This window comes from Cellulomonas xiejunii (genome assembly GCF_024508315.1).
GTDB lineage: Bacteria > Actinomycetota > Actinomycetes > Actinomycetales > Cellulomonadaceae > Cellulomonas > Cellulomonas xiejunii.
Genome location: NZ_CP101987.1, coordinates 2,432,782 through 2,454,905, shown reverse-complemented (window position 1 = coordinate 2,454,905; position 22,124 = coordinate 2,432,782). Strand labels below are relative to the sequence as shown.

The 22,124-nt window shown below is 74.7% G+C and carries 14 protein-coding genes; 13 read left to right on the top strand and 1 reads right to left on the bottom strand.

Annotated elements, in window-relative coordinates:
- Positions 1 to 166 precede the first annotated feature (166 nt).
- From NP048_RS11215 to NP048_RS11155, 13 genes are all read left to right on the top strand, one after another.
- Positions 167 to 1,168, top strand: a complete 1,002-nt coding sequence (locus tag NP048_RS11215; RefSeq protein ID WP_227575689.1) for a PhoH family protein — start codon at positions 167 to 169, stop codon at positions 1,166 to 1,168.
- Positions 1,165 to 1,617, top strand: coding sequence for an rRNA maturation RNase YbeY (ybeY, locus tag NP048_RS11210; protein ID WP_227575688.1), 453 nt, complete (start codon positions 1,165 to 1,167; stop codon positions 1,615 to 1,617). Before NP048_RS11215 ends, ybeY begins: the two co-directional genes overlap by 4 nt.
- Complete coding sequence (locus NP048_RS11205; protein ID WP_227575687.1) at positions 1,614 to 2,993, top strand: hemolysin family protein; 1,380 nt, start codon at positions 1,614 to 1,616, stop codon at positions 2,991 to 2,993. The genes ybeY and NP048_RS11205 overlap by 4 nt, the downstream gene beginning before the upstream one ends.
- The gene (gene era, locus NP048_RS11200; protein WP_227575686.1) at positions 2,990 to 3,910 is read left to right on the top strand and encodes a GTPase Era; all 921 of its coding nucleotides are present in this window, start codon (positions 2,990 to 2,992) and stop codon (positions 3,908 to 3,910) included. Before NP048_RS11205 ends, era begins: the two co-directional genes overlap by 4 nt.
- Position 3,911: 1 nt before the next feature.
- On the top strand, positions 3,912 to 5,507 hold the full coding sequence (locus tag NP048_RS11195; protein WP_227575685.1) for an alpha/beta hydrolase family protein: 1,596 nt from the start codon (positions 3,912 to 3,914) through the stop codon (positions 5,505 to 5,507).
- Positions 5,508 to 5,595: 88 nt separating this feature from the next.
- Positions 5,596 to 6,489 (top strand): PP2C family protein-serine/threonine phosphatase, encoded by an 894-nt coding sequence (locus NP048_RS11190; protein ID WP_227575684.1) that lies wholly within the window; start codon positions 5,596 to 5,598, stop codon positions 6,487 to 6,489.
- A complete protein-coding gene (locus tag NP048_RS11185) occupies positions 6,486 to 8,042 on the top strand; it encodes an FHA domain-containing protein (protein WP_227575683.1) in 1,557 nt (518 codons plus the stop codon). Before NP048_RS11190 ends, NP048_RS11185 begins: the two co-directional genes overlap by 4 nt.
- Positions 8,039 to 9,544 carry a serine/threonine-protein kinase gene (locus tag NP048_RS11180; protein ID WP_227575682.1) on the top strand — a complete coding sequence of 502 codons (1,506 nt, stop codon included), beginning with the start codon at positions 8,039 to 8,041 and terminating at the stop codon, positions 9,542 to 9,544. The genes NP048_RS11185 and NP048_RS11180 overlap by 4 nt, the downstream gene beginning before the upstream one ends.
- Positions 9,541 to 15,585, top strand: a complete 6,045-nt coding sequence (locus NP048_RS11175; RefSeq protein WP_227575681.1) for an Ig-like domain-containing protein — start codon at positions 9,541 to 9,543, stop codon at positions 15,583 to 15,585. Before NP048_RS11180 ends, NP048_RS11175 begins: the two co-directional genes overlap by 4 nt.
- A gap of 64 nt (positions 15,586 to 15,649) precedes the next feature.
- Positions 15,650 to 16,606 carry an AAA family ATPase gene (locus tag NP048_RS11170; RefSeq protein WP_227575680.1) on the top strand — a complete coding sequence of 319 codons (957 nt, stop codon included), beginning with the start codon at positions 15,650 to 15,652 and terminating at the stop codon, positions 16,604 to 16,606.
- A 3-nt stretch (positions 16,607 to 16,609) separates the two neighbouring features.
- A complete protein-coding gene (locus tag NP048_RS11165; RefSeq protein WP_227575679.1) occupies positions 16,610 to 17,758 on the top strand; it encodes a DUF58 domain-containing protein in 1,149 nt (382 codons plus the stop codon).
- Positions 17,755 to 20,139, top strand: a complete 2,385-nt coding sequence (locus tag NP048_RS11160) for a transglutaminase-like domain-containing protein (RefSeq protein ID WP_227575678.1) — start codon at positions 17,755 to 17,757, stop codon at positions 20,137 to 20,139. Before NP048_RS11165 ends, NP048_RS11160 begins: the two co-directional genes overlap by 4 nt.
- Positions 20,136 to 21,365, top strand: coding sequence for an RDD family protein (locus NP048_RS11155; protein ID WP_227575677.1), 1,230 nt, complete (start codon positions 20,136 to 20,138; stop codon positions 21,363 to 21,365). The genes NP048_RS11160 and NP048_RS11155 overlap by 4 nt, the downstream gene beginning before the upstream one ends.
- Here NP048_RS11155 and NP048_RS11150 read toward each other — a convergent pair.
- Positions 21,362 to 22,123, bottom strand: coding sequence for a TetR/AcrR family transcriptional regulator (locus tag NP048_RS11150; RefSeq protein WP_227575676.1), 762 nt, complete (start codon positions 22,121 to 22,123; stop codon positions 21,362 to 21,364). The two genes, NP048_RS11155 and NP048_RS11150, sit on opposite strands and share 4 nt — an antisense overlap.
- Position 22,124 lies beyond the last annotated feature (1 nt).

Below are 22,124 nucleotides of genomic sequence, written 5' to 3'. Positions count from 1 at the left end.
CCGACCGGAGGGTCCTGCCCGGGGACGAAGGGCCCACGTCGCGCGTCCTGGGCCCTTCGCCGTCCGTGCCGGATCCACTGAGCGGCGGGGCGGAGCCGTAAGATGGCGGCGTGCCCCTCCGGAGGGCACGCGTCGAGAGAAGGAGCGCACGGCACCCGCCGAGCACATGGCCGAGACCAGCCCCGCCCCCCGCGTCCCCGAGTCCCGGCACGCGCGCGTCGAGCACCGCATCACCGTCCCGTCGGACGTGTCGATGGTCGAGCTGCTCGGACTGCGCGACGAGGTGCTGCGCAGCATCGAGGACGGCTTCCCGACCGTCGACGTGCACGTGCGCGGCAACGAGGTGACGCTCGCCGGGACGCCCGGCGACGTGGCCCTCGTCACGCGCCTCGTCGACGAGCTCGTCGAGATGGCGGCCGGGGGCACACCCCTGAGCCCCGACGTCGTCGCGCGGTCCGTCGTCATGCTGACCGAGGCCGCGGACGCCCGGCCGGCCGACGTGCTCACGTTCAACATCCTGTCCTCGCGCGGCCGGACGATCCGGCCCAAGACGGCCGGGCAGAAGGACTACGTCGAGGCCATCGAGCGCAACACCGTCACGTTCGGCATCGGGCCGGCGGGCACGGGCAAGACGTACCTCGCGATGGCGAAGGCCGTGCAGGCGCTGCAGGCGCGCAAGGTCAACCGCATCGTGCTGACCAGGCCGGCGGTCGAGGCGGGGGAGCGGCTCGGGTTCCTGCCGGGGTCCCTGGCGGACAAGATCGACCCGTACCTGCGCCCGCTGTACGACGCGCTGCACGACATGGTCGACCCCGAGTCGATCCCGCGGCTCATGGAGGCCGGCACGATCGAGGTCGCGCCGTTGGCCTACATGCGCGGACGCACGCTGAACGACGCGTTCATCATCCTCGACGAGGCGCAGAACACGTCCGTCGAGCAGATGAAGATGTTCCTCACTCGTCTGGGCTTCGGGTCCAAGGTCGTCGTCACCGGTGACGTCACGCAGGTGGACCTGCCCAGCAGCACGACGTCCGGGCTGCGGGTCGTCGAGCAGATCCTGACCGGGGTCGACGACGTCGAGTTCTGCCGCCTGACGTCGTCCGACGTCGTCCGTCACCGCCTGGTGGGCGAGATCATCGACGCGTACGCAAGATGGGACAGGTCATGAGCGTCGAGGTCAGCAACGAGTCCGGCGTCGAGGTCGACGAGGCCGAGTTCGCGGCGCTCGGGCGGTACGTGCTCGACGCGATGCACGTGCACCCGCAGGCCGACCTGTTCGTCCGGCTGGTCGACACCGCGACCATGACGGACCTGCACGTGCGGTGGATGGACGAGCCGGGGCCGACCGACGTCCTTTCGTTCCCGATGGACGAGCTGCGGCCGGGCCGCGAGGGCGAGCCCGCCGGGCCGGGTGTGCTGGGTGACGTCGTGCTGTGCCCCGACGTCGCCGCCACGCAGGCGCGCGCGGCGGGCCACTCGACGGCCGAGGAGATGCTCCTGCTCACCACGCACGGGATCCTCCACCTGCTCGGCTACGACCACGCCGAGCCGGACGAGGAGAAGGAGATGTTCGCCCTGCAGCGTCGCCTGCTCCTGACGTTCCTGGCCGGGCGATGAACGGCGTCCCTGTCGCCCTGCTCGTCGCCGTCGCAGTCGTGGGGATCGTGCTCGCGGCCGCGCTGTCGGCGGGCGAGGTCGCGGTCCTGCGCGTGACGCGTGCCCGCGTCGCCGAGCTCGAGACCGAGCGCCCCGGCGCTGCCGCGCGGGTGCGCCGGCTCGTGGACGACCCGACCCGGGTCGCCGCGGCCGCAGCATTCGTCCGGCTGCTGGGCGAGATGACGGCGACCGTCTGCCTCACGCTGGCCATCAGCGCGGGCAGCCTGTCGTGGTGGGCCACGGCGCTCCTCGCGATCGCCGCCTGCGCGGTCGTGGCGTTCCTGCTCGTGCGGGTCAGCCCGCGGAGCATGGGCCGACGTCACCCCGTCGGGGTGCTCGCGAGCCTGTCGCGCCTGCTGTGGGCCGTGACGGTCCTGGCCGGCGGGGTCGGGCGACGCGCCGACCCCTCGGCGTCGACGAGCGAGCAGGACGACGCCGAGCTGCGCGACATGGTCGAGCGGGTCAGCGAGTCCGACGCCATCGAGGACAACGAGCGCGAGATGTTCCGCTCCGTCCTCGAGCTCGGTGACACGCTCACGCGCGAGGTGATGGTCCCGCGCACCGACATGATCACCACCCAGGCCGACACGCCGCTGCACAAGGTGCTCGCGCTGCTCCTGCGCTCGGGTTTCTCCCGGGTCCCCGTGGTCGGGGAGTCCGTCGACGACGTCGTCGGCGTGCTCTACCTCAAGGACATCGTCCGACGCATCCCCGCGCGCGGTGCGGGCGACGGCGGGAACGGCACGCACGGCGACGACGACCCGTTGGACGCGCCCGCGTCCTCGCTCGCACGGCCGCCCGTCTACGTGCCCGAGTCCAAGCCGGTCGACCAGCTCCTCCTCGAGCTGCGCGACGGTTCCAGCCACATCGCGCTCGTCGTCGACGAGTACGGCGGGATCGCCGGGCTCGTGACGATCGAGGACGCGCTGGAGGAGATCGTCGGTGAGCTCACCGACGAGCACGACGTGAGCGCGCCCGTCGTCGAGGAGCTCGACGACGGCGGTTACCGTGTCCCGGCCAGGATGAGCAGGGACGAGCTGGGGGACCTGTTCGGCATCGACGTCGAGGACGAGGACGTGGACACCGCGGCCGGGCTGCTCGCGAAGGCGCTCGGCAAGGTGCCCCTTCCGGGCTCCGTCGGGCAGATCCACGGCCTGCGGCTCCAGGGGGAGCGCGTCGAGGGCCGACGCAAGCGGCTCGCGACCGTCCTGGTGCACCGCGCTGAGGACCCCGACGACGACGCACCCACCACCCCCGCCCACGGCACGACGGCCGCGGGCACCCCGGCACGCGGCACCCCCGCCGCGCGCGACCACGGCTCGGAGGCCGCCCGATGACCCACCGTTCCGGCTTCGCGTGCTTCGTCGGCAGGCCCAACACCGGCAAGTCCACGCTGACCAACGCCCTCGTCGGCCAGAAGGTCGCCATCACGTCCGGGCGCCCCCAGACCACACGCCACGTGGTGCGCGGCATCGTGCACCGCGACGACGCGCAGCTCGTGCTGGTCGACACACCGGGCCTGCACCGCCCGCGAACGCTGCTGGGCGAGCGGCTCAACGCCCTCGTCCGGGACACGCTCAGCGAGGTGGACGTCGTCGGGTTCTGCCTGCCGGCCGACGAGAAGATCGGTCCCGGCGACCGCTTCATCGCCGAGCAGCTCGCACGCCTGAACCCGCCCGGACGCCCCGGCACGCCGGTGGTCGCCGTCGTCACCAAGACCGATACGGTGCCGCGGGCGCGGCTCACCGAGCAGCTGCTCGCCGTCGACCGGCTGGGGGAGTGGGCCGACATCGTCCCGGTCTCGTCGCGTGACGGGTACCAGGTCGACGTGCTGGCGGACGTGCTCGTCGGGCACCTGCCCGAGGGGCCCGCGCTCTACCCGGAGGGGGAGCTGACCGACGAGCCCGAGCAGGTGATGGTCGCCGAGCTGGTCCGGGAGGCCGCGCTCGAAGGCGTGCACGACGAGCTGCCGCACTCGCTCGCCGTCGTCGTCGACGAGATCGTGCCGCGCGACCAGCCGCCGGGTGCCGACGGTCGCCCGCTGCTCGACGTGCGCGTCCACCTGTTCGTGGAGCGCGACAGCCAGAAGGCCATCATCATCGGCCGCGGCGGCGCGCGGCTGCGGGACGTCGGCACGCGCGCCCGCACCCAGATCGAGGCGCTGCTCGGCGCCCGCGTCTTCCTCGACCTGCACGTGAAGGTCGCCAAGGACTGGCAGCGAGACCCCAAGCAGCTCGGCCGGCTGGGCTTCTGACGTGGGGGTGACGACCACCGGGACGCAGGAGGCGCCTGCGCAGGAGGGCCGCCGGCGGGCCCGTTCCGCGCGGCTCTCGTCGGTCTACCGGCTCGTCGCCAGCGTCGCCCTCGGCTCGCTGGTGCTCGCCGTCGTCGGTGCCGTCACCGGACCCGGCTGGAACCCCGGGCCGCTCGAGGACGGCATCGAGGTCGCGACCGCGGACACCTCGATCGGCGGGGCGCCGGAGCTCGAGACCCACGACGTGCGGACCGTCGACGTGTCGGTGCCGCTCGACGGCGCCACCGTCGGCGCGCGGCTCTCGCTGCCCGAGGACGTGGCGGAGCCGGGGCCGGCGGTCCTGTTCGTCCACGGCGCAGGCACGGGCCGGTCCGTCCAGGCGTTCCAGCGGCAGGCGCAGGCGCTCGCCGAGGCCGGCGTCGTCGCGATGGTGCCCGACAAGCGGCTGGACACGTACACGACACGGCACCGCGACTACGTCGCGATGGCGGCGGACTACCGCCGGTCGCTCGACCTGCTGCGTGACCGTCCCGAGGTCGACCCCGACCAGGTCGTCGTCTACGCCGAGAGCGAGGGCGGCTGGATCGCGCCCGTCATGGCGGCCGAGGACCCGAGGATCGCCGGGGTGGTGCTCGTGTCCTCACCCGTGGTGCCCGCGCGTCAGCAGGCAGCCTTCGCGGTCGACGCCTACCTGCGCAACACCGGTGTGCCGCACGCCGTGTTCCGTGCCATCCCGCGCGCCGTCGGGATGTCGATGCCCGGTGGCGGGTTCGAGTACGCGGACTTCGACGTCGCACCCTGGCAGCAGCGGATGACCCAGCCCGTGCTCGTCGTCTACGGCACCGCGGACGCCTCCATGCCGGTCGTCCAGGGCGCGCTGCAGATCCGCTCCGACGTCGCGCGCGCCGGCAACACCGACGTGACGATCCGTTACTACGAGGGTGCGGACCACGGCATCCGCGTCGGGGGCAGCCCCACCCCGGAGTTCCTCCGGGACCTGTCGGGGTGGGTGCTGGGCCTGCCGGGCACGGCGGGCGCGGCACCGCAGGTCGCGGGCGCCGAGCCCACGCAGACCTACGTCGCCGGACCGGTGCCGCAGCCGCGGTGGCTCCGCGACGGGACCGCCCTGCTCGTGCTCGTCATCGGCGTGCCGGCGCTGATGGTCCTGTGCGGCCTCGCGGTCGCGGCGACACGCGTCGTGCAGCGCACGTCCGCTGCCCGCTCACGCGGTGGTGCGGCGCGCCCGCCCAACCGCTTCGCGCCCGGTGTCGCGTGGCGGCTCGCCGCGCTCGGGGCCACGACGGTCGCGACGGTCGCCGCGCTCGTCTGGTACCTGCTGTCGGTCGCCCGCCTCGCGCTCGACTACGAGCGGGACGCGTGGGTCGTGCAGGGCGGCTGGCTGGGTGTGCGCCTGCTGGGCATCGGCGCGGTGCTCGTCGCCGTGCTCCTCGCGCACCGCGCGTACGACGCCCGGCAGGACGGCGTGCCGCTCGCGCCCGGCATCGTCCGGCGGGTCGCGGCCGTCGGCGTCCTGGGCGGATCCGCGGTCCTGCTCGTCGTCCTGGCCTACTGGGGCGTGTTCCAGCTGAACATCTGAGGGTGAACTGGACGCATGCACGTGAACCACACCCCCCGGGTGAGGCACCATGTGCGCCGGTGGCTTCTCAGGTGGGGATGGTGGTGCAGTGCGCACGTCTTGGGGTTCGGCGACGGACCGGGGGCGCGTCCGTGAGGTCAACGAGGACGCGCTCCTCGCGTACCCCCCGGTCTTCCTGGTCGCCGACGGGATGGGCGGGCACGACGCGGGCGACCTCGCGAGCCGCATCGCCGTCGAGGAGTTCGCCCAGCTCGCCGGTCAGTCCTCCGCCTCGTCGGACGACGTGCACGCGTGCTTCGCGCGGACCTCGTCACGCATCCGGACCGAGTTCACGCGTGGTCGGCAGGGCGGGACGACGGTCGCGGGTGCTGCCGTGACCGAGCACGACGGCGGCTGGTACTGGCTCGTGTTCAACGTGGGCGACTCCCGCGTGTACCGCCGGTCCGAAGGGGCGATGGAGCAGGTGAGCGTCGACCACTCGGTGGTCCAGGAGCTGCTCGACTCCGGTGAGCTGACGCCCGACGCCGCGCGTCGGCACCCCGAGCGGCACGTGCTGACGCGCGCGCTGGGGACGGGGGCACCGCCGGAGCCCGACTACTGGCTGCTGCCCGCCGGTGTCGACGATCGCTTGCTCATCTGCACGGACGGCCTGACGCGTGAGCTCAGCGACGCCGAGATCGCGGACGTCCTCGCCTCCGTCGACGACCCGCAGGAGGCGTCCGCACGGCTCGTGCAGCACGCGCTCGAGCGCGGTGCGCGCGACAACGTGAGCGCCGTCGTCGTCGACGTCGCGACGACCGTCACGCCCGAGCCGACCCACACGACGCTGCCGCGCACGGCCCCCGACCTCGGTCCGCACCTCTGGGACGAGATGCTCAACGGGGCGACCGTGCCGCGCCACGCCGCCGCCTTGCAGGACGACCCGCCCACGCCTGTCCCGCCGGCCCCCTCGCCGGTCGACGCCCAGGAGGACCCCGCATGACCGACCGCGCCCACCACGAGTACCAGGGCGGCCCCTGGACCGCCGTCGCCGGCGGCGAGCTCCTCGCCCTGGTCGAGCCGGACGCGCCGTGGCGTCTCGTCGACGGGCTGTGGCAGGTGGCACGCGGAGACGGGGACGTGCTCGGTGCGCTCGGCGTGGTCGCCGCCGACGGCTTCGCGGTCCTGCCCGCGTTCGCGCTCGTGCGCACGGAGGCCGACGGCTCGGTCCACGCCGTGCTGCGCGGACCGGTGCGGCTGCGCCTGCACGGTGCCGACGGTGCGCAGGAGGTCGCCGCCCGTGACGGGGCCGTGTGGACCGAGCACCGTGCGCTGGGCGTGCAGGGGCTCGAGGTGCTCGTGGACGACGCGCCCGAGGCCCCGTGGTGGCCGCTGGTCGCCGGCGTGGTGCGGGCCGGCGCCGTGCGCAACGGTGCCACGGAGGTCGCCTCCGTCCGGCCCGACACCGCGACCCACGAGCAGCCGGTCGTCCCCGCCCCGGACGCCCCGTCGGTGGCGCCGGAGCCCGTCGCCGTCGCGGCGGAGCCCGAGCCGGTGGCCGAGCGGGAGCCGGTGCCGGACCCGGAGCCGGTGGTGGTCGCGGAGTCGGTGGTGGTGCCGGAGCCCGTGGTGATGCCGGAGCCGGAGCCTGCGGTCGTGGCGGAGCAGGCCGTGGCCCCGGAGGTGCTGGTGGAGCCCGAGCCGCCGGTGGTGGTGTCGGAGCCGCTGCCGGAGTCGCACGACGTCGACGTCGTGCCGGAGCCCGAGCCGTGGTACGTCGCGGACGTGGAACCCCTGACGGTCGCACCGCACGCGGGGAGCGCGGACCACGGCATGGCCGGCTGGCCCGTTGCGCCCGCCCTGGCCGAGGTGGCGCACTTCGACGAGGTCGCCCCGGTCGCGACGAGCACGCACGTCGAGGCGGGGACCGCCCTCGACGACCCCGCGCCGGCCGCCGACGCGGAGGTCGGGCACGACATCCCGTGGTGGCCGCTGACGACCTCCGCCGGGGTGGAGGCGCCCGCCGTGCCCGCGGCACCCGCCGTGCTGGCGCCCGTCGTCACGGCGGAGCCCGACGTGCTGGAGGTCGAGTCGGACGACCACGACGGCATGACGATCCTGTCCAGCGACCTCGCGCGGCTGCGGGACCGTCTGCCCGCGTGGTCGCAGGACGCGGTGCCCGGCCCGTTCCCCACGCCCGAGGCCGAGCCGCTGCCGGCCCGCATGGTGCTGTCCACCGGGCTGGTCGTCGTGCTCGACCGGGCCGTGCTGCTGGGACGCGCCCCGCAGGTCTCGCGCGTCACCAACCGGGAGCTGCCGCGGCTCGTCACCGTCCCCAGCCCGAACCAGGACATCTCCCGGACGCACGCGGAGGTGCGGGTCGAGGGCGAGCACGTCGTCGTCACCGACCTCGACTCGACCAACGGGGTGCACGTCTCGCGGCCCGGTGAGGGCGTGCGGCGGCTGCACCCGGGCGAGCCGAGCGTGGTGGGGACCGACGAGGTCGTCGACCTCGGGGACGGCGTGACGTTCACGGTGGAGCGCAGCGCGCCGTGACAGCTCGTCGTGAGGCGTCCGCGCCGCCGGACCTGCCCGGGTACGAGTACGTGCGCGTGCTCGGGCTCGGCGGGTTCGCGGACGTCTTCCTGTACCGCCAGCACCTGCCGCGCCGCGACGTCGCGGTCAAGGTGCTGCTCGCGGGCAGCCTCGACCACGACGTGCGCGAGCGGTTCCAGACCGAGGCCAACCTCATGGCCCAGCTGTCGCACCACCCGTCGATCGTGACGATCTACCACGCGGCCATCGCCGCCGACGGTCGGCCGTTCCTCGTGATGGAGTACTGCTCGCGCGTCGGCCTGGCCGAGCGCTACCGCGCCGAGCGGATCCCCGTCCCGGAGGTGCTGCGCATCGGCGTGCGTCTGGCGTCGGCGGTCGAGACGGCGCACCGTGCCGGCATCCTGCACCGCGACATCAAGCCGGCGAACGTCCTGACGACCGACTTCGGATGGCCCGCGCTCACGGACTTCGGGATCGCCGCGACCACCGGGCCGGCGGTGCAGACGATGGGGATGTCGATCCCGTGGTCGCCCCCCGAGCTGCTCGCCGAGCACCCGACGGGGGACGAGCGGTCGGACGTCTACGCCCTGGCAGCCACGATCTACTCGCTCCTGGCCGGACGGACCCCGTTCGAGCTGCCGGGCGGCAACAACAGCGCGCAGCAGCTCGTGGCGCGGATCGAGCGGTCGCCGCTGCCGGCGGTCGGACGCGACGACGTGCCGCCGCAGCTGCAGGCCGTGCTCGAGCGCGCGATGGCGAAGCACCCGTCGCGGCGGTTCTCCTCCGCCATGGCGGTCGCGCGCGCACTGCAGGAGGTCGAGGCGGCGCTCCGGTTGCCGGTGACGCCGCTCGACCTGCCCGACGAGGCGCCCGCACCGTCCGGTCTCATGCCGTCGGACGACGAGGACGCGACCCGGCTGCGCGGCATCTCGCTGCCGGGCCCGCTCCAGGTGCGCGGGCCCGACGACGAGGACGCGACCCGGGCGCGATCGGTGGTCGTCGGACGCCCGACGCTCGTGGCGCCCACGGCACCGGCGCCTGCTCCCGTGCCCGCCGGCGTGCCGGACGGGCCCGACGGGCGACGCGGCGGACGCGTCGCGGCCGTCGTCGCGGGTGCCGTGGTCGTCGTCGCCGTGGCCGCGGTGCTCGTCGCGTCGTTGGGTGGCGCCGACCCCGTGCCGCCACGCGGCGTCAGCGACACGTTCGCGCCGCCGCAGACCGGGCCCGCTGCCGCGCCCGTCCCGGCGCCGCACTCGCTCGACGGCACCCGGGCGGCCGACGGGGCCGTGACGTTCACGTGGCAGAATCCGGACCCGCAGGACGGGGACCGGTACCTCTGGGGCGTGCTCACCGCGACGGGTGAGCCGACGCTCGTGCTCGTCGACGACGAGCGCGTCACGGTCCCCGCGGAGCAGGCGACGGGTGAGGTGTGCATCGAGGTGTCCATCGTGCGGGCGGACCGCAGCAGGTCGGCACGCCCCGCGCAGGGGTGCACGTCGTGACGTGGTGGGATCCCCGCACGTGGCGTCGGCGTCCCGCCACGACGGCCGCGGCGATCGTCACCGTGCCCGTCCTCGTGCTGTCGCTGGCCCTGCTCGACCGTGGCTTCCCGCTCGCGCGCGTCGACCTCAACGACGGCGGGGTGTGGCTCACGGCGACCGGCCAGTCCAGCCTGGGACGCTACAACGTGCCGGTCGAGGAGCTCGACGGCGGGGTCGTGGCCGCGAGCAGCACGTTCGACGTGCAGCAGGACGAGGGGTGGGTGCTCCTGGTCGAGCGCACCGCGGTGTCCGTCGTGGACCCGGCCACCGTCGCGACGACCACGCAGATCGCCACACCGGGGGGAGCGCGCGTGTCGATGGCGGCCGGGAGGGTCGCGTTCGTCGACGGCGCCGGTGACGTGTGGGTCCGCCAGGTCGGCGAGCTCGACCTGCTCGACATGACGGACGACGCCCCCGACCTGCAGCTCGGGGAGAAGGGCGCGGCGGTCGTGGCGCGCAGCGGTGCGGTGCTCACGGTCGCGCCGCAGGACGGCGCCGTGACGCTCGTCCCCGCGACGCAGCCGGTGGCCCCCGAGCAGCTCGGGACCCTGGGCGAGGTCGACGTCGATGACGTGACGGCGGTGGGCGACGAGCTCGTCGTGCTGACCGGAAGCACCGTGCGCACGCTGTCCGGCGAGGTCACGGTCGACGACACGGACCTGGTGCTCCAGCAGCCGGGGCCTGCGGCGTCGAGCGTGCTGCTGTCCGGTCGTGACGCGTTGTGGGAGGTGCCGCTCGACGGCGGGACCCCGCGGCGGCACGCGACCACCGGCTCGGGCACGCCGGCCGCACCCGTGCGCGTCGGTGACTGCGCCTACGCGGCGTGGGCGTCGACGGTCGGTGCGTCGTTGCAGCTCTGCGACGGGCAGGACGCCCGGGTGGAGGACCTGCAGGGGATGACGGCGGGGGACGACCTCGCCTTCCGGGTGAACCGGGGCTTCGTCGTGCTCAACGAGACCGTGGGCGGCAGGGTGTGGCTGCCGCAGGAGGACACGGCCGTGCGCGTCCCCAACTGGGACGACATCGTCCCGGAGGAGGAGCCGGAGGACTCCGAGGAGGAGTCCGAGAGCGGCGAGGTCATGCAGGAACCCGTCACGGAGTGCACCGACCAGAGCGCGCCGCCCGTCGCCGTCGACGACGAGTTCGGGGTGCGGGCCGGCCGGACGCGCGTGCTGCCCGTGATCGACAACGACTCCTCGTCCGACTGCGGGATCCTCGTGATCTCCGAGCTGGACGCGCTGCCTGCCGACTTCGGCACCCTCGAGAAGGTCCGCGGTGGCCGTGCCCTGCAGGTGCGCGTGCTCGACGGAGCGGTGGGGACCGCCGAGGTCAAGTACACGGTCACCGACGGGCGCGGTGTCAACGCCCCGTCGACGGCGACCGTGCGCATCACCGTGAGCGACGGTGACAACGCTCCGACGCAGGTACGCACGTCGTCCCTCACCGTGGAGACCGGCGGTCAGCTGGTCCACGGGGTGCTCGCCGACTTCCAGGACGTCGACGGCGACGACCTGCTGCTCGTCGCGGCCGACGCGGACCCGACCGTCGGGACCGCGCGCTTCCGGCAGGACGGCGTCCTCACGTTCACGGCCGACGGCGGTGGGCTGGGTCGCACGACCGTGCGCGTGCAGGTCTCGGACGGGACCAACGTCGTCGACGGCGAGGTCGTCGTCGACGTGCGCGCCGCCGGGTCCGTGCCACCGCAGATCGACCCCGTGCACGCGGTGACGTACGTCGGGCAGGAGGTCGTCGTCCGTCCGCTGGACGCGGTCCGCTCGGCGTCGTCCGAGCCGCCGCGCCTCGCCGGGGTGAACGACGTCGTCGGGGCGACGATCGTGCCGGACCTCCAGGCGGGCACGTTCGCGTTCAAGGCACCGCGTTCCGGTGCGTACTACGTGTCGTTCGTCGTCACGGCCGCACCGCAGCAGGCCACCGGCATCGCGCGGATCGACGTGCGTGAGTGGCCCGAGCAGGCGCAGCCGCCCGTCGCGGTGCGTGACCTCGCCCTGCTCCCGGCCGGCGGTGAGGTCACCGTCGACCCGCTCGCCAACGACGAGGACCCCGCGAACAACGTCCTGGTGCTGCAGACCGTGACCGCGCCCGAGGGCTCGGGCCTGCAGGTCGCCGTGCTGGAGCACCGCTACGTGCAGATCCGGGCGGACCGCACCCCCGACGGACCCGTCGTGCTGACGTACGAGGTGTCGAACGGGTCGGCCTCGGCGCGCGGGGAGATCGTCGTGCAGCCGGTGCCGCCGTCCGCGTCGTCGCAACCTCCCGTGGTGCCGAACGTCGAGGCCACGGTGCGCGCCGGCGGCGTCGTCACGATCCCCGTGCTCGCAGGGGCGTCCGACCCGGACGGCGACACGCTGACCGTGCTGCGGAACCTCCCCGAGCCGTTGGCCGACGGTGAGGGGCTGCTGTTCGTGTCGGGCGACGTGCTGCGGTACCAGGCACCCGACCGTGCACTGACGGCGCGTGCGGTCTTCGAGGTCCAGGACTCCGCGGGCAACATCACGGCCGCGACCGTGACCCTGCGGGTGCACGAGTCCGACCCGGCCACGAAGTCACCGCCGCGGCCGCGGGACGTCGAGGCGCGGGTGTTCGAGGGGGACACCGTGCGCATCCCGGTCGAACTCGTCGGCATCGACGCCGACGGCGACGGCGTGACGCTCCTCGGACCCGCGTCCGCACCGATGCTGGGGCGCATCACCGAGGTCGGTCCGGACTGGCTCGAGTACGAGGCGTTCCCCGGCTCCCGGGGGACCGACACGTTCACGTACGCCGTGGAGGACTGGATCGGCCAGCGCGCCGTCGCGACCGTGCGGGTCGGCATCGCCCCCCGGCCGTCGGACGCCTCCGGGGTCGTCGCGGTCGACGACGCCGTCACCCTGCGACCGGGACAGCGCGTCGAGGTCCGCGTCCTGGCGAACGACATCGACTCGACGAGCCGCGAGCTGAGGCTGGAGTCGATCGAGGCCCCGGAGGGCGTCGAGGCGACGACCCAGGGTCGGCGCATCGTCGTCACGGCGCCCTCGTCCCCGGGAGTCGTGCAGATCCAGTACCTGGTGACGAACGACGGCGGTGGACGTGACTACGGCGTGCTGACGGTCACCGTGACGAAGGACGCACCCGTGCAGCCGCCGATCGCCCGCGACGTGCTTGTCCCCGCGATCGACACGCTGGGCAAGACGGAGGTGTCCGTCGACGTCCTGGCGGTCGCGCAGAACCCGTCCGGGCCGCTGTCGGACCTCGACGTCTCGGTGCCGGCGTCGCACGCGGACGTCGCGCGCGTGACGCCGGAGGGCGACGTCGTCGTGACGCTCGTCGACTACTCGCAGACCGTCCCGTACCGCCTGGTCAACCGGACCGCGGAGGGCGCCGACGCCTACGCGTTCATCACGGTGCCGGCGCTCGGCTTCTTCCCCCCGCAGCTGCGCCCTCGCGCCCCGGAGCTGCGGGTCGCGACCGGCGAGGAGCTGGTGATCTCGCTCGCGGAGCACGTCCAGGTGGCGCCCGGGCGGGAGCCGAAGATCGTCGACCCCGCGCAGGTCGCCGCCACGCGGTCGAACGGTGCGCCGCTCGTCAAGGACGCCGGGACCCTCGTGTTCACGTCGGACGAGGGGTACGCCGGGCCGGCGTCGATCACCGTTCCCGTCACGGACGAGACCGGCCCGTCGGACACGACGGCACGCACGTCGCTGCTGACCCTGCAGATCACGGTGTTCGCGGTCGACGACCACCCGCCGACCTTCGACGCCCAGACGGTCGAGGTCGAGCCCGGCGAGCGGGCCAAGCGTGTCGACCTGCTCGCGCTGACGCGCGGGCCCGAGCAGGAGGACGGGACGGCCACCCCGGCCGACCGGTACGGCTTCCGGTCCGTCTCGAGCGTGCCCGCGGGGTTCGTGGCCGTCGTCGAGGGTTCCGAGCTGGTCGTGTCCGCGCCGACGACGACCCCGAAGGGCACGACCGGCCGGTTCGAGATGCAGCTCCTGTACGGCCGCAGCGGGGTGATGGACGTCGCGATCGACCTCCGCGTCGTCGCGAGCACCCGCCGCACCGCGACCGTGCAGAACTTCACGGTCGACGACGGTGCGCAGGGACGTGAGACGACCGTCGACGTCCTCGCGGGCTCGGTGAACCCGTTCCCCGACCAGGGTCCGTTGACGGTGGTCGGGGCAGTCGTCGAGACGGCGGGGGCGGGCACGGCCTCGGCGACCTCGAGCAGCGTCTCGGTGCGCCCCGGCAACGAGTTCATCGGGCCGATGGTCGTGCGGTTCCGCGTGCGTGACGTGACCGGCGACCCGGGACGCGAGGTCGAGGGTCGGGTGACGGTCCGGGTCAGCGGTGTCCCGCTCGCGCCTGTCCCGCCGCGGATCGGGGAGATCCGGGACCGCACGGTCGTCCTGTCCTGGACGGCGCCCGACAACCGCGGCGAGCCCATCACGGAGTACCGCGTCACGGCCCAGCCGGGCGGCGCCACGCGCTCCTGCGTGAGTACGACCTGCACCATCGACGGTCTGACCAACGACGTCGAGTACAAGTTCACCGTCGCGGCCCGCAACCGGGTCGGCTGGTCCGAGGAGTCACCGGTCTCGGCGCCCGCGCGGCCGGACGCGGTGCCGGACGCCCCGGCAGCGCTGCGGTTGACGTCGGGCGACCGCGCACTCGTGGTCGCGTGGAGCGCGCCGACGTCGAGCGGGTCCGCGATCACCGGCTACGACGTGGAGGTCGTCGGACCGAACGGCGTGTTCACACGGGCCACGACGGCGACGTCCATGACGGTCGACGGGCTGCAGAACGGCGCGCAGTACCAGGTGCGGGTCCGTGCCAAGAACCGCGCGCCCGAGCCGGGTCCGTGGAGCCCGTACGCCCTCGAGGTGCCGGCGGGCGTGCCGGACGCACCGGAGGTGACGGCGGAACGCAAGAGCCAGGGCTGGTACGAGCAGGCGAGCGTCGCCGTCAGCTGGACGACGCCGCGGGGCAACGGGGACGCCGTGTCCGAGTACGAGGTGCTCGTGGACGGCAGCGCGTCGTGCGCGTCGACAGGGCCGAACACGTGCGTCATCGCACCTGCGGAGCGTGGCCGGAGCTACTCGATCACCGTGCGCGCGCGGAACAAGGCCGGGTGGTCCGCCTTCGGTTCCACCTCGGGAGAGACGTTCAGCGCACCCACTGCACCGCGTGACGTCCGGCTGGTCGTCGGGCCCGCAGCCGACTGGGGTCAGGCCACCGCGACCCTGTCGTGGTCGCCGCCGGAGGACGCGGGCGGTGCCGGCATCTCCGTCGCGTCCTACCGCGTCACCGGACCCGGCGTCGACGAGACCGTGCGCGGCACGTCGCGCGAGTTCTCCGGCCTCGGGGCGCAGACCCTCGGGCCGTTCACCGTCGTTGCGGTGTCGACCCGGGACCTGGCGGGGGAGGCGGCCACGTCGGCCGCCCTCGCCGTCGTCACGCGGCCCCAGCAGCCCGCCGTCACGGTGACGACCGCGGGCGTCGACCTGGTCGCGATCGCGTTCTCGGACGGGAACGACGGCGGCGCGCCCATCAGCGCCCGCGAGTACTCGGTGAACGGCGGACCGGCGACCTCCGAGCGCCCGGCGTCGCCCTTCTCGTCGGGCAGCGAGGTCACGGTGAGGTACCGCGTCCAGAACTCGCAGGGCTGGAGCCCGTGGGCCGAGTCCAGGGCGCAGCCGGGTGCGCCGGGCGTCCCGGGGAGTCCTGGCGTGACGATCTCCTCCGGCCAGCCCGCGCGGACGCTGCAGTTCACCGTGGTGGCACCGGGATCGGACGGTGGCCGCGCGATCGACCGGTACGAGTACCGCGTGACCGGCCGGGGACGTCCCCTCGAGGGCACCGCGGGGACCGACCCCGTGACCCTGGCCGACCTCGCACCCGGCGACTACGTCGTCACCGTGCGAGCACGCAACAGCGTGGGCTGGGGGGAGTGGTCGGCCGGCGTCCCGGCCGTCGTGACCGAAACGCCCCCGCCCGCCGCGCCATGACGAGCCCCCCGTACGTCCCCGTCGTCCTCCTGTCCCGCACGCCCGTCCCGAGGAGCCCTCGCACATGACCCCCGAGCAGACCACCTGGTTCGCCGAGACGTTCGACGCCCTGGTGGCCAACGTCGGGCAGGCGCTGCTCGGCAAGGAGGAGACCGTCCGCCTCGTGCTGATCGCGATGCTCGCGGACGGGCACGTGCTGCTCGAGGACGCGCCGGGCACCGGCAAGACGTCGCTGGCCAAGGCGATCTCGGCGACCGTGCAGGGTTCGCACCACCGCATCCAGTTCACGCCCGACCTGCTGCCGTCGGACGTCACCGGCGTGACGATCTACGACCAGTCGTCCCAGCGGTTCGAGTTCCACCCCGGCCCGATCTTCGCGTCGGTCGTCCTGGCTGACGAGATCAACCGTGCGTCGCCCAAGACGCAGGCGGCGCTGCTCGAGGTCATGGAGGAGGCGAACGTGACGGTCGACGGGGTCACCCACCCGGTCGGTCGTCCGTTCATGGTCATCGCGACGCAGAACCCCATCGAGCAGGCCGGCACGTACCGGCTCCCCGAGGCCCAGCTGGACCGGTTCCTGCTCAAGACGTCGCTCGGCTACCCGGACCGCGCCTCGTCGGTCGAGATCCTCGCGGGACTCAAGGACCGCACGGCGGCGCTGCGTCCGCGCATCACGACGCAGGCCGTGGGGACGATGGCCGACCTCGCGCTGACGGTCCACGTCGACGCGGCCGTGCTCGACTACGTCGCCCGGCTGCTCGAGGCCACGCGCGACGACCCGCAGACGTCGCTCGGGGCGAGCATCCGCGGCGGGCTGGCGCTCGTGCGGTGCGCCAAGGTGGCGGCCGCCGCCGACGGGCGCGACTACGTCCTCCCGGACGACATCAAGGTGCTGGGGCAGGCCGTGCTCGCGCACCGGCTCGTGCTCGACTCCGAGGCCGAGTTCGCGGGTGTGACGGCGACCGAGGTCGTCGCCCGGGTGCTCTCCCAGGTCGCGCCGCCGGCCCTGCGGCAGGGCTGAGCCATGGGTCTGCGCGTCGCGCCCCTCGGGTGGGGGGTGGCCGTCGTGGCGCTCCTCGCCCTGGGGGCGGGGCGCCTGCTCGGCTGGGGCGAGCTCGCCGCGCTCGGCGTGGCGCTGCTCGGCGTGCTCGTCGCGTCCCTGGTCATGACCGCCGGTCGGACCCGGTACCGGGTCGTGCTCGACCTGGCGGACCACCGCGTGCGCATCGGGCAGCGCGCCGTAGGCCGCGTCGACGTGCGCAACGCCGCCAGGCGCCGGTCGCTGCCGTCGCAGGTCGACCTGCCGGTCGGGGACCGCGTCGTCGAGCTGTCCGTCCCGAGCCTGCCGGCGGGTGGGACGCACGACGACCTGTTCGCGGTCCCGACCGACCGCCGCGCCGTGATCGTCGTCGGCCCCGTCGTCTCGCGTCGCGGGGACCCGCTGGGCCTGCTCCAGCGCCGGTTGCGCTGGACCGAGCCGGCCGAGCTGTTCGTCCACCCGGAGGTCGTCGCGCTGGGTGGCGCGAACGCCGGCCTGCTGCGGGACCTCGAGGGGCAGGCCACACGTGACCTGTCGGACTCGGACCTCAACTTCCACGCGTTGCGCGACTACGTCGCCGGGGACGACCGCCGGTACATCCACTGGCGCACCACCGCCCGTCGCGGCAAGCTCATGGTCAAGCAGTTCGAGGACACGCGTCGCACGCTCACGTCGATCGCGCTCGCCACGGCGGTGGGTGACTACGCGCACCCCGACGAGCTGGAGCTCGCGGTCTCGGTCGCCGCGTCGATCGCGGTGCAGGCCATCCGCGACGAGCGCGACGTGGAGCTCCTCGCCGGCGCCGGCCGCCTGCGGACCGCGACGCCTCCGCTGCTCCTCGACGACTGCTCACGCCTGTCCTGGTCGCCGGCCGGTGCCGGCGTCGTGCTCCTGGGCCGCCGTGTCGTGCGTGAGACGCCCGACGCGTCCGTCGCGTTCCTCATCACCGGGGGGACGCCGTCGGACGCCGACCTGCGCCTGGGCGCGCGCGCTCTGTCGGCCGGCACCCGCGCGGTCGTGCTGCGGTGCGCGCTGGGTCAGGACGTCTCCGTGCGCACCCAGGGGGCGTTGACCCTCGGGACCCTCGGACGCCTGGACGACCTGCCGCGTGCCCTGCGCCGGGTGGTCGGATGAGGCCGGGGCAGCGCATCGGGGTGCGGGAGCCCGCGGACGCCGTGCGTGACGTCGCCGTGCTGCCGGCCACCGTGGCGCTCGCGCTCACGCCGCTCCTGCCGGTGTACGGCACGACGGCCGTCGTGCCGGCGCTCGTCGGCGGGATCGTGCTCGGGGCCGCGGTGACCGTCGTCGGCGCGCTGCGCAGGTGGTCCGCCATCGTCGTCGTCGCGCTGCTGGTGGCCGTGTACGCGCTGGCCGGGGGTGCGCTCGCGGCGCCGACGACCACCGTGGCGGGGGTGGTGCCCACGCCCGCGACGTTCGCCGCCCTCGCCCGGGGAGCGGCGTCGACCTGGAAGCAGGTCCTCACGCTGCAGCCGCCCGTGGGAACGGGTGGGACGCTGCTGGTCGCCGCCTTCCTGCTCGCGCTCGTCGGGACGGCGGCGGCGCTCACCCTGACGCTGCGCGTGCGCCGGTCGGCGGTCGCCTCGCTCGCGGCGCTCGTCCCGCTCCTGGTCCTCGTCGCCGCCGTCGTGCTGGGGACCCGGCAGCCGCCGGTGCCGCCGGCTGTCGCGGGCACCGTCCTGGCGGTGACGGGTCTGACGTGGGCCGCGTGGCGGACCGGTGCGTGGCGTCCCCGTCGCGTCGTCGCGACGGCTGCCCTGGTCGCGGTGGCGGCGACCGGTGGTCTCGTCGGCGGTCCGCTGGTCGTCGCGGACCAGCCGCGCTTCGTCGTCCGCGACGAGATCGTCCCGCCCTTCGACCCGCGCGACTACCCGAGCCCGCTCGCGTCGTTCCGGCGCCTCGTCAAGATGGACGACACGGTCCTGCTGACGGTCGACGGCCTGCCGCGCGGAGCACGCGTGCGGCTCGCGACGTTCGACCAGTACGACGGCGTGGTGTTCAACGTGGCCGGCGACGGCTCCGCGCAGGCGTCGGGGGAGTTCCGGCGCGTCGGCGACACCATCGACGTCCCGGTGCGCGGCGAGGCGGCGCGCGTGGACGTCACGGTCGGTGCGCTGCAGGGCGTCTGGCTGCCGACCGTGGGTTACGCGCGGTCGGTGGACCTGGGACGCGCGACCGGGGACCTGCGGTTCAACGACGCGACGGGTGCGGCGGTGGTCACCTCGGGAGTCCGTCAGGGGATGACGTACTCCCTCGACGTCGTGGTGCCCGCGGTGCCGGAGGACGACGAGATCGGGGGAGCGGCGCCCGGGCGGGTGTCGCAGCCGCCGAACAGCGGTGAGCCCCCGGCCGTCGACGTCGCGGCGGCGGACATCGCGCGCGACGCCGGGACCCACGTCCAGGCCGCGCGCGCCATCGCCGACCACCTGAGCCAGCAGGGCTACTTCAGCCACGGCCTGACGGACGCCGGGGACTACCCGTCGCTGTCGGGCCACGGTGCCGCCCGGCTCGCCGAGCTCCTCGCCGGGGACGTGATGGTCGGTGACGGCGAGCAGTACGCGGCGTCGGCTGCCCTGATGATCCGCGAGAGGGGCCTGCCGGCGCGCGTCGTGCTCGGTTTCGTCCCGGGCTCGGGCGACGACCTCGAGGGGGAGGGCGACGTGACCGTGCCGACCGACGAGGACGGCGCCGTCGAGATCCGCGGGCGCGACGTGCAGGCGTGGGTCGAGGTCGCCTTCGCCGGCCACGGTTGGGTGACGTTCGACGTGACCCCGCCGCGCTCGCGCACGCCCGAGCAGGAGCAGGAGGAGACCGACACCGACCCGCAGCCGCAGGTCGTGCAGCCGCCCGCGCTCCCGCCGGACCGTGTCACGCCGCCCGACGACGACACCGAGCAGCCCCAGACGGAGGACCCGCCCGCGGACGACTCCGGGCTCGCGCTGTGGCTGCGCATCGCGGCCTGGACGGGCGTCGGCCTCGCCGGGGTCCTCGTGCTGCTGTCACCGCTGCTCGTGGTGATCGCGCTCAAGGCACGACGGCGCCGACGGCGGCGGCGGGCAGCCGATCCGGTGCGGCGGGTCGCCGGCGGCTGGGACGAGGTCGTGGACACCGCCCGCGACATGGGGGGCGTCCCGCCGGTGGCGGCGACGCGTCGCGAGACCGCCCGCGCGTGGGCCACGACGGTCACGGCCCGGCACCCGGCGGTCGCGGCCCGTGTCGACGCGCTCGCGCGGCGCGCCGACCGTGCGGTCTTCGGCGCCGGGGCACCCGACCGGTCGGAGGTCGAGGCGTACTGGGCCGACGTGGACGCGACCGTCGGTGCGCTGCGCCGGACCCTGCCGTGGCGCCGACGCGTCCGGAGCCGTGCGTCGCTCGCGTCGCTGCGACGCTCGTCACCGCGCCCGACACGGCGGCAGACGGCGCTCGTGGCGTCGAGCGACGCCGCTCCCGGACGACGTCCACGCCGAACCCGCTCCGACCGCCGAGGTGAACGATGACCAGCCGACCCGTGACCGCCCTGGACGACCGGCCGGCGGGCCTGGGGCGGCGGTTCGTCGCCGTGCTCGTCGACCAGGTGGTCGTGATGGCGCTCGGAGGCGCGGTGGTGCTCGTCGCCGCACTGCGCGTCGCCGCCGCCGTGCGGGACGGTGCCGTGGCTGCGGACGCCCCCGCCGCCCCGGCGCCCCTGCTGGGCGCCGCGGTGGTGCTGGCGGCGGCCGTCACGATCGCGCAGTGGCTGGTTCACGGACGCCTCGGCTGGACCCTCGGTCGGCGGCTGCTCGGCGTGCGGACGGTCGACGTGCACACCCGCCGGCCGATCGGCGCCGGCCGCGTGCTCGTCCGCGGGCTCGTCGTGGCCGTCGGCGCCCTGGCCTGCGCGGTCGGGCAGCTCGTGGTGCTGCTGTCCCCGCTGCTCGACCGGACGGGCCGGCGGCGCGGCTGGCACGACCGGGCGGTCGACGCGGAGGTGCTGCGGGTCGCGCCGTCGCCCCAGGCCCGTGGGCACGACGCGACGAGCCGCACCGTCCGAGCGGACACGGCCCGGCGTCCGGCCCGCGCTGCCGAGGCGACGCGGTCGCCCGAGGTCGACGACGCACCGTTCCGCGCGCCCGCCGAGCCGCCCACGGGTGCGTCGGGCGTCCTCGCGGCGCCTTCGCCGGCTGCGCCTGGCGCGCCCGCACCCGACGGGCGAGGGCTGGTCCTCGCGCCCCTGCACCCGCAGCGCTCGGCCCCCGACCTCGACACCCGTGCGATCCCTGCCGTTCGGGCGGCGCCGACGCTGGCGTTCGGGTTGGCGCCCGAGCTCGAGATGACGCGTCCGGCCCCGCCCCGGACGGACGTCCTGCCGGAGCAGCGCCCCGGCGGGACCGCGGGGCTGCGCGTCGCGTTCGACGACGGTCGCGTGCTCACGGTCGAGCGTCTGGCCCTGGTCGGGCGCAACCCGTCGCAGGGGCCGGGTGTGCAGGTCGTGCGCGTCGTCGACCCGGCCCGCTCGGTCTCCAAGACCCACCTGCAGCTCGCGGTCGACGCGGCCGGCGGGGCGTGGGTGGTGGACCGCGGCTCGACCAACGGCACCCTGGTGACGCTGCCGGACGGGGCGCAGGTCGTGTGCCCGGTCGACCACCCGGTGCGGCTGCGCGAGGGGGCCGTCGTGATGTTCGGCGACAGCTCGCTGCGGGTCGTCGCGATGCCCGTCGTGGGTGGACGCAGGACCTCGGTCTAGGCGCCGGGGAGCCCGTCGGTGCCGGACCTGGAGCCCGCGGCGCTCACGAGGGCCGCGAGCGCGTCGAGGACGCGGTCGAGACCGAACCGCCAGGTGTGCTCGGCGCTGGAGGGCGCGTTCATGGCGGCGCCGGCTGCGGCTCCGACGCGTCGCGCGAGCGGGAACCGGTCCCCGACGTAGTCGGTGAGCCGGCCCTGCCACGCCGACCACACCGTGGCGATCTGCGCGGAGTGCGGGTCCGGGAGGAACGAGCGTGCGGAGGCGCGGACGAAGTCGCCGACGAAGGCGAGGGCTGCGTCGCGCTCGACGTCGTCCAGCCCGGTGCCGTCCAGAGCGTGCAGCTGGTGGTCGTAGGTGGCGATCGTGCCGGGTCCGAAGGCGGTGCGCGGGTCCGTCACGTCGAGGAGCCAGGGGTGGGCGGCGTACAGCGCGAGCTCGTCCTGCGCGACGGCCCGGACGCGCGCCTGCCACGTCCCGTCGAGGTGGGGCAGGCGGGGCCGGACCGCGCGGATCGCGTCGGCCATCAGCACCAGCAGGTCGTCCCGGGAGCCGACGTGGGTGTAGACGGCGTTCGGCGCGATGCCGAGCGTCACGCCCAGCCGCCGCACGGTCACTGCGGGCAGGCCGTCGCGGTCGGCGATGCCGGTGGCGGTGTCGACGACCTGGGACGTCGACACCTTCGAGCGCGGTCCCCGCGTGCCGGAGGCGGGCGCCGCGGGGTGGTCCCGCCACAGCAGGTCGATCAGCTCGCGTGACACT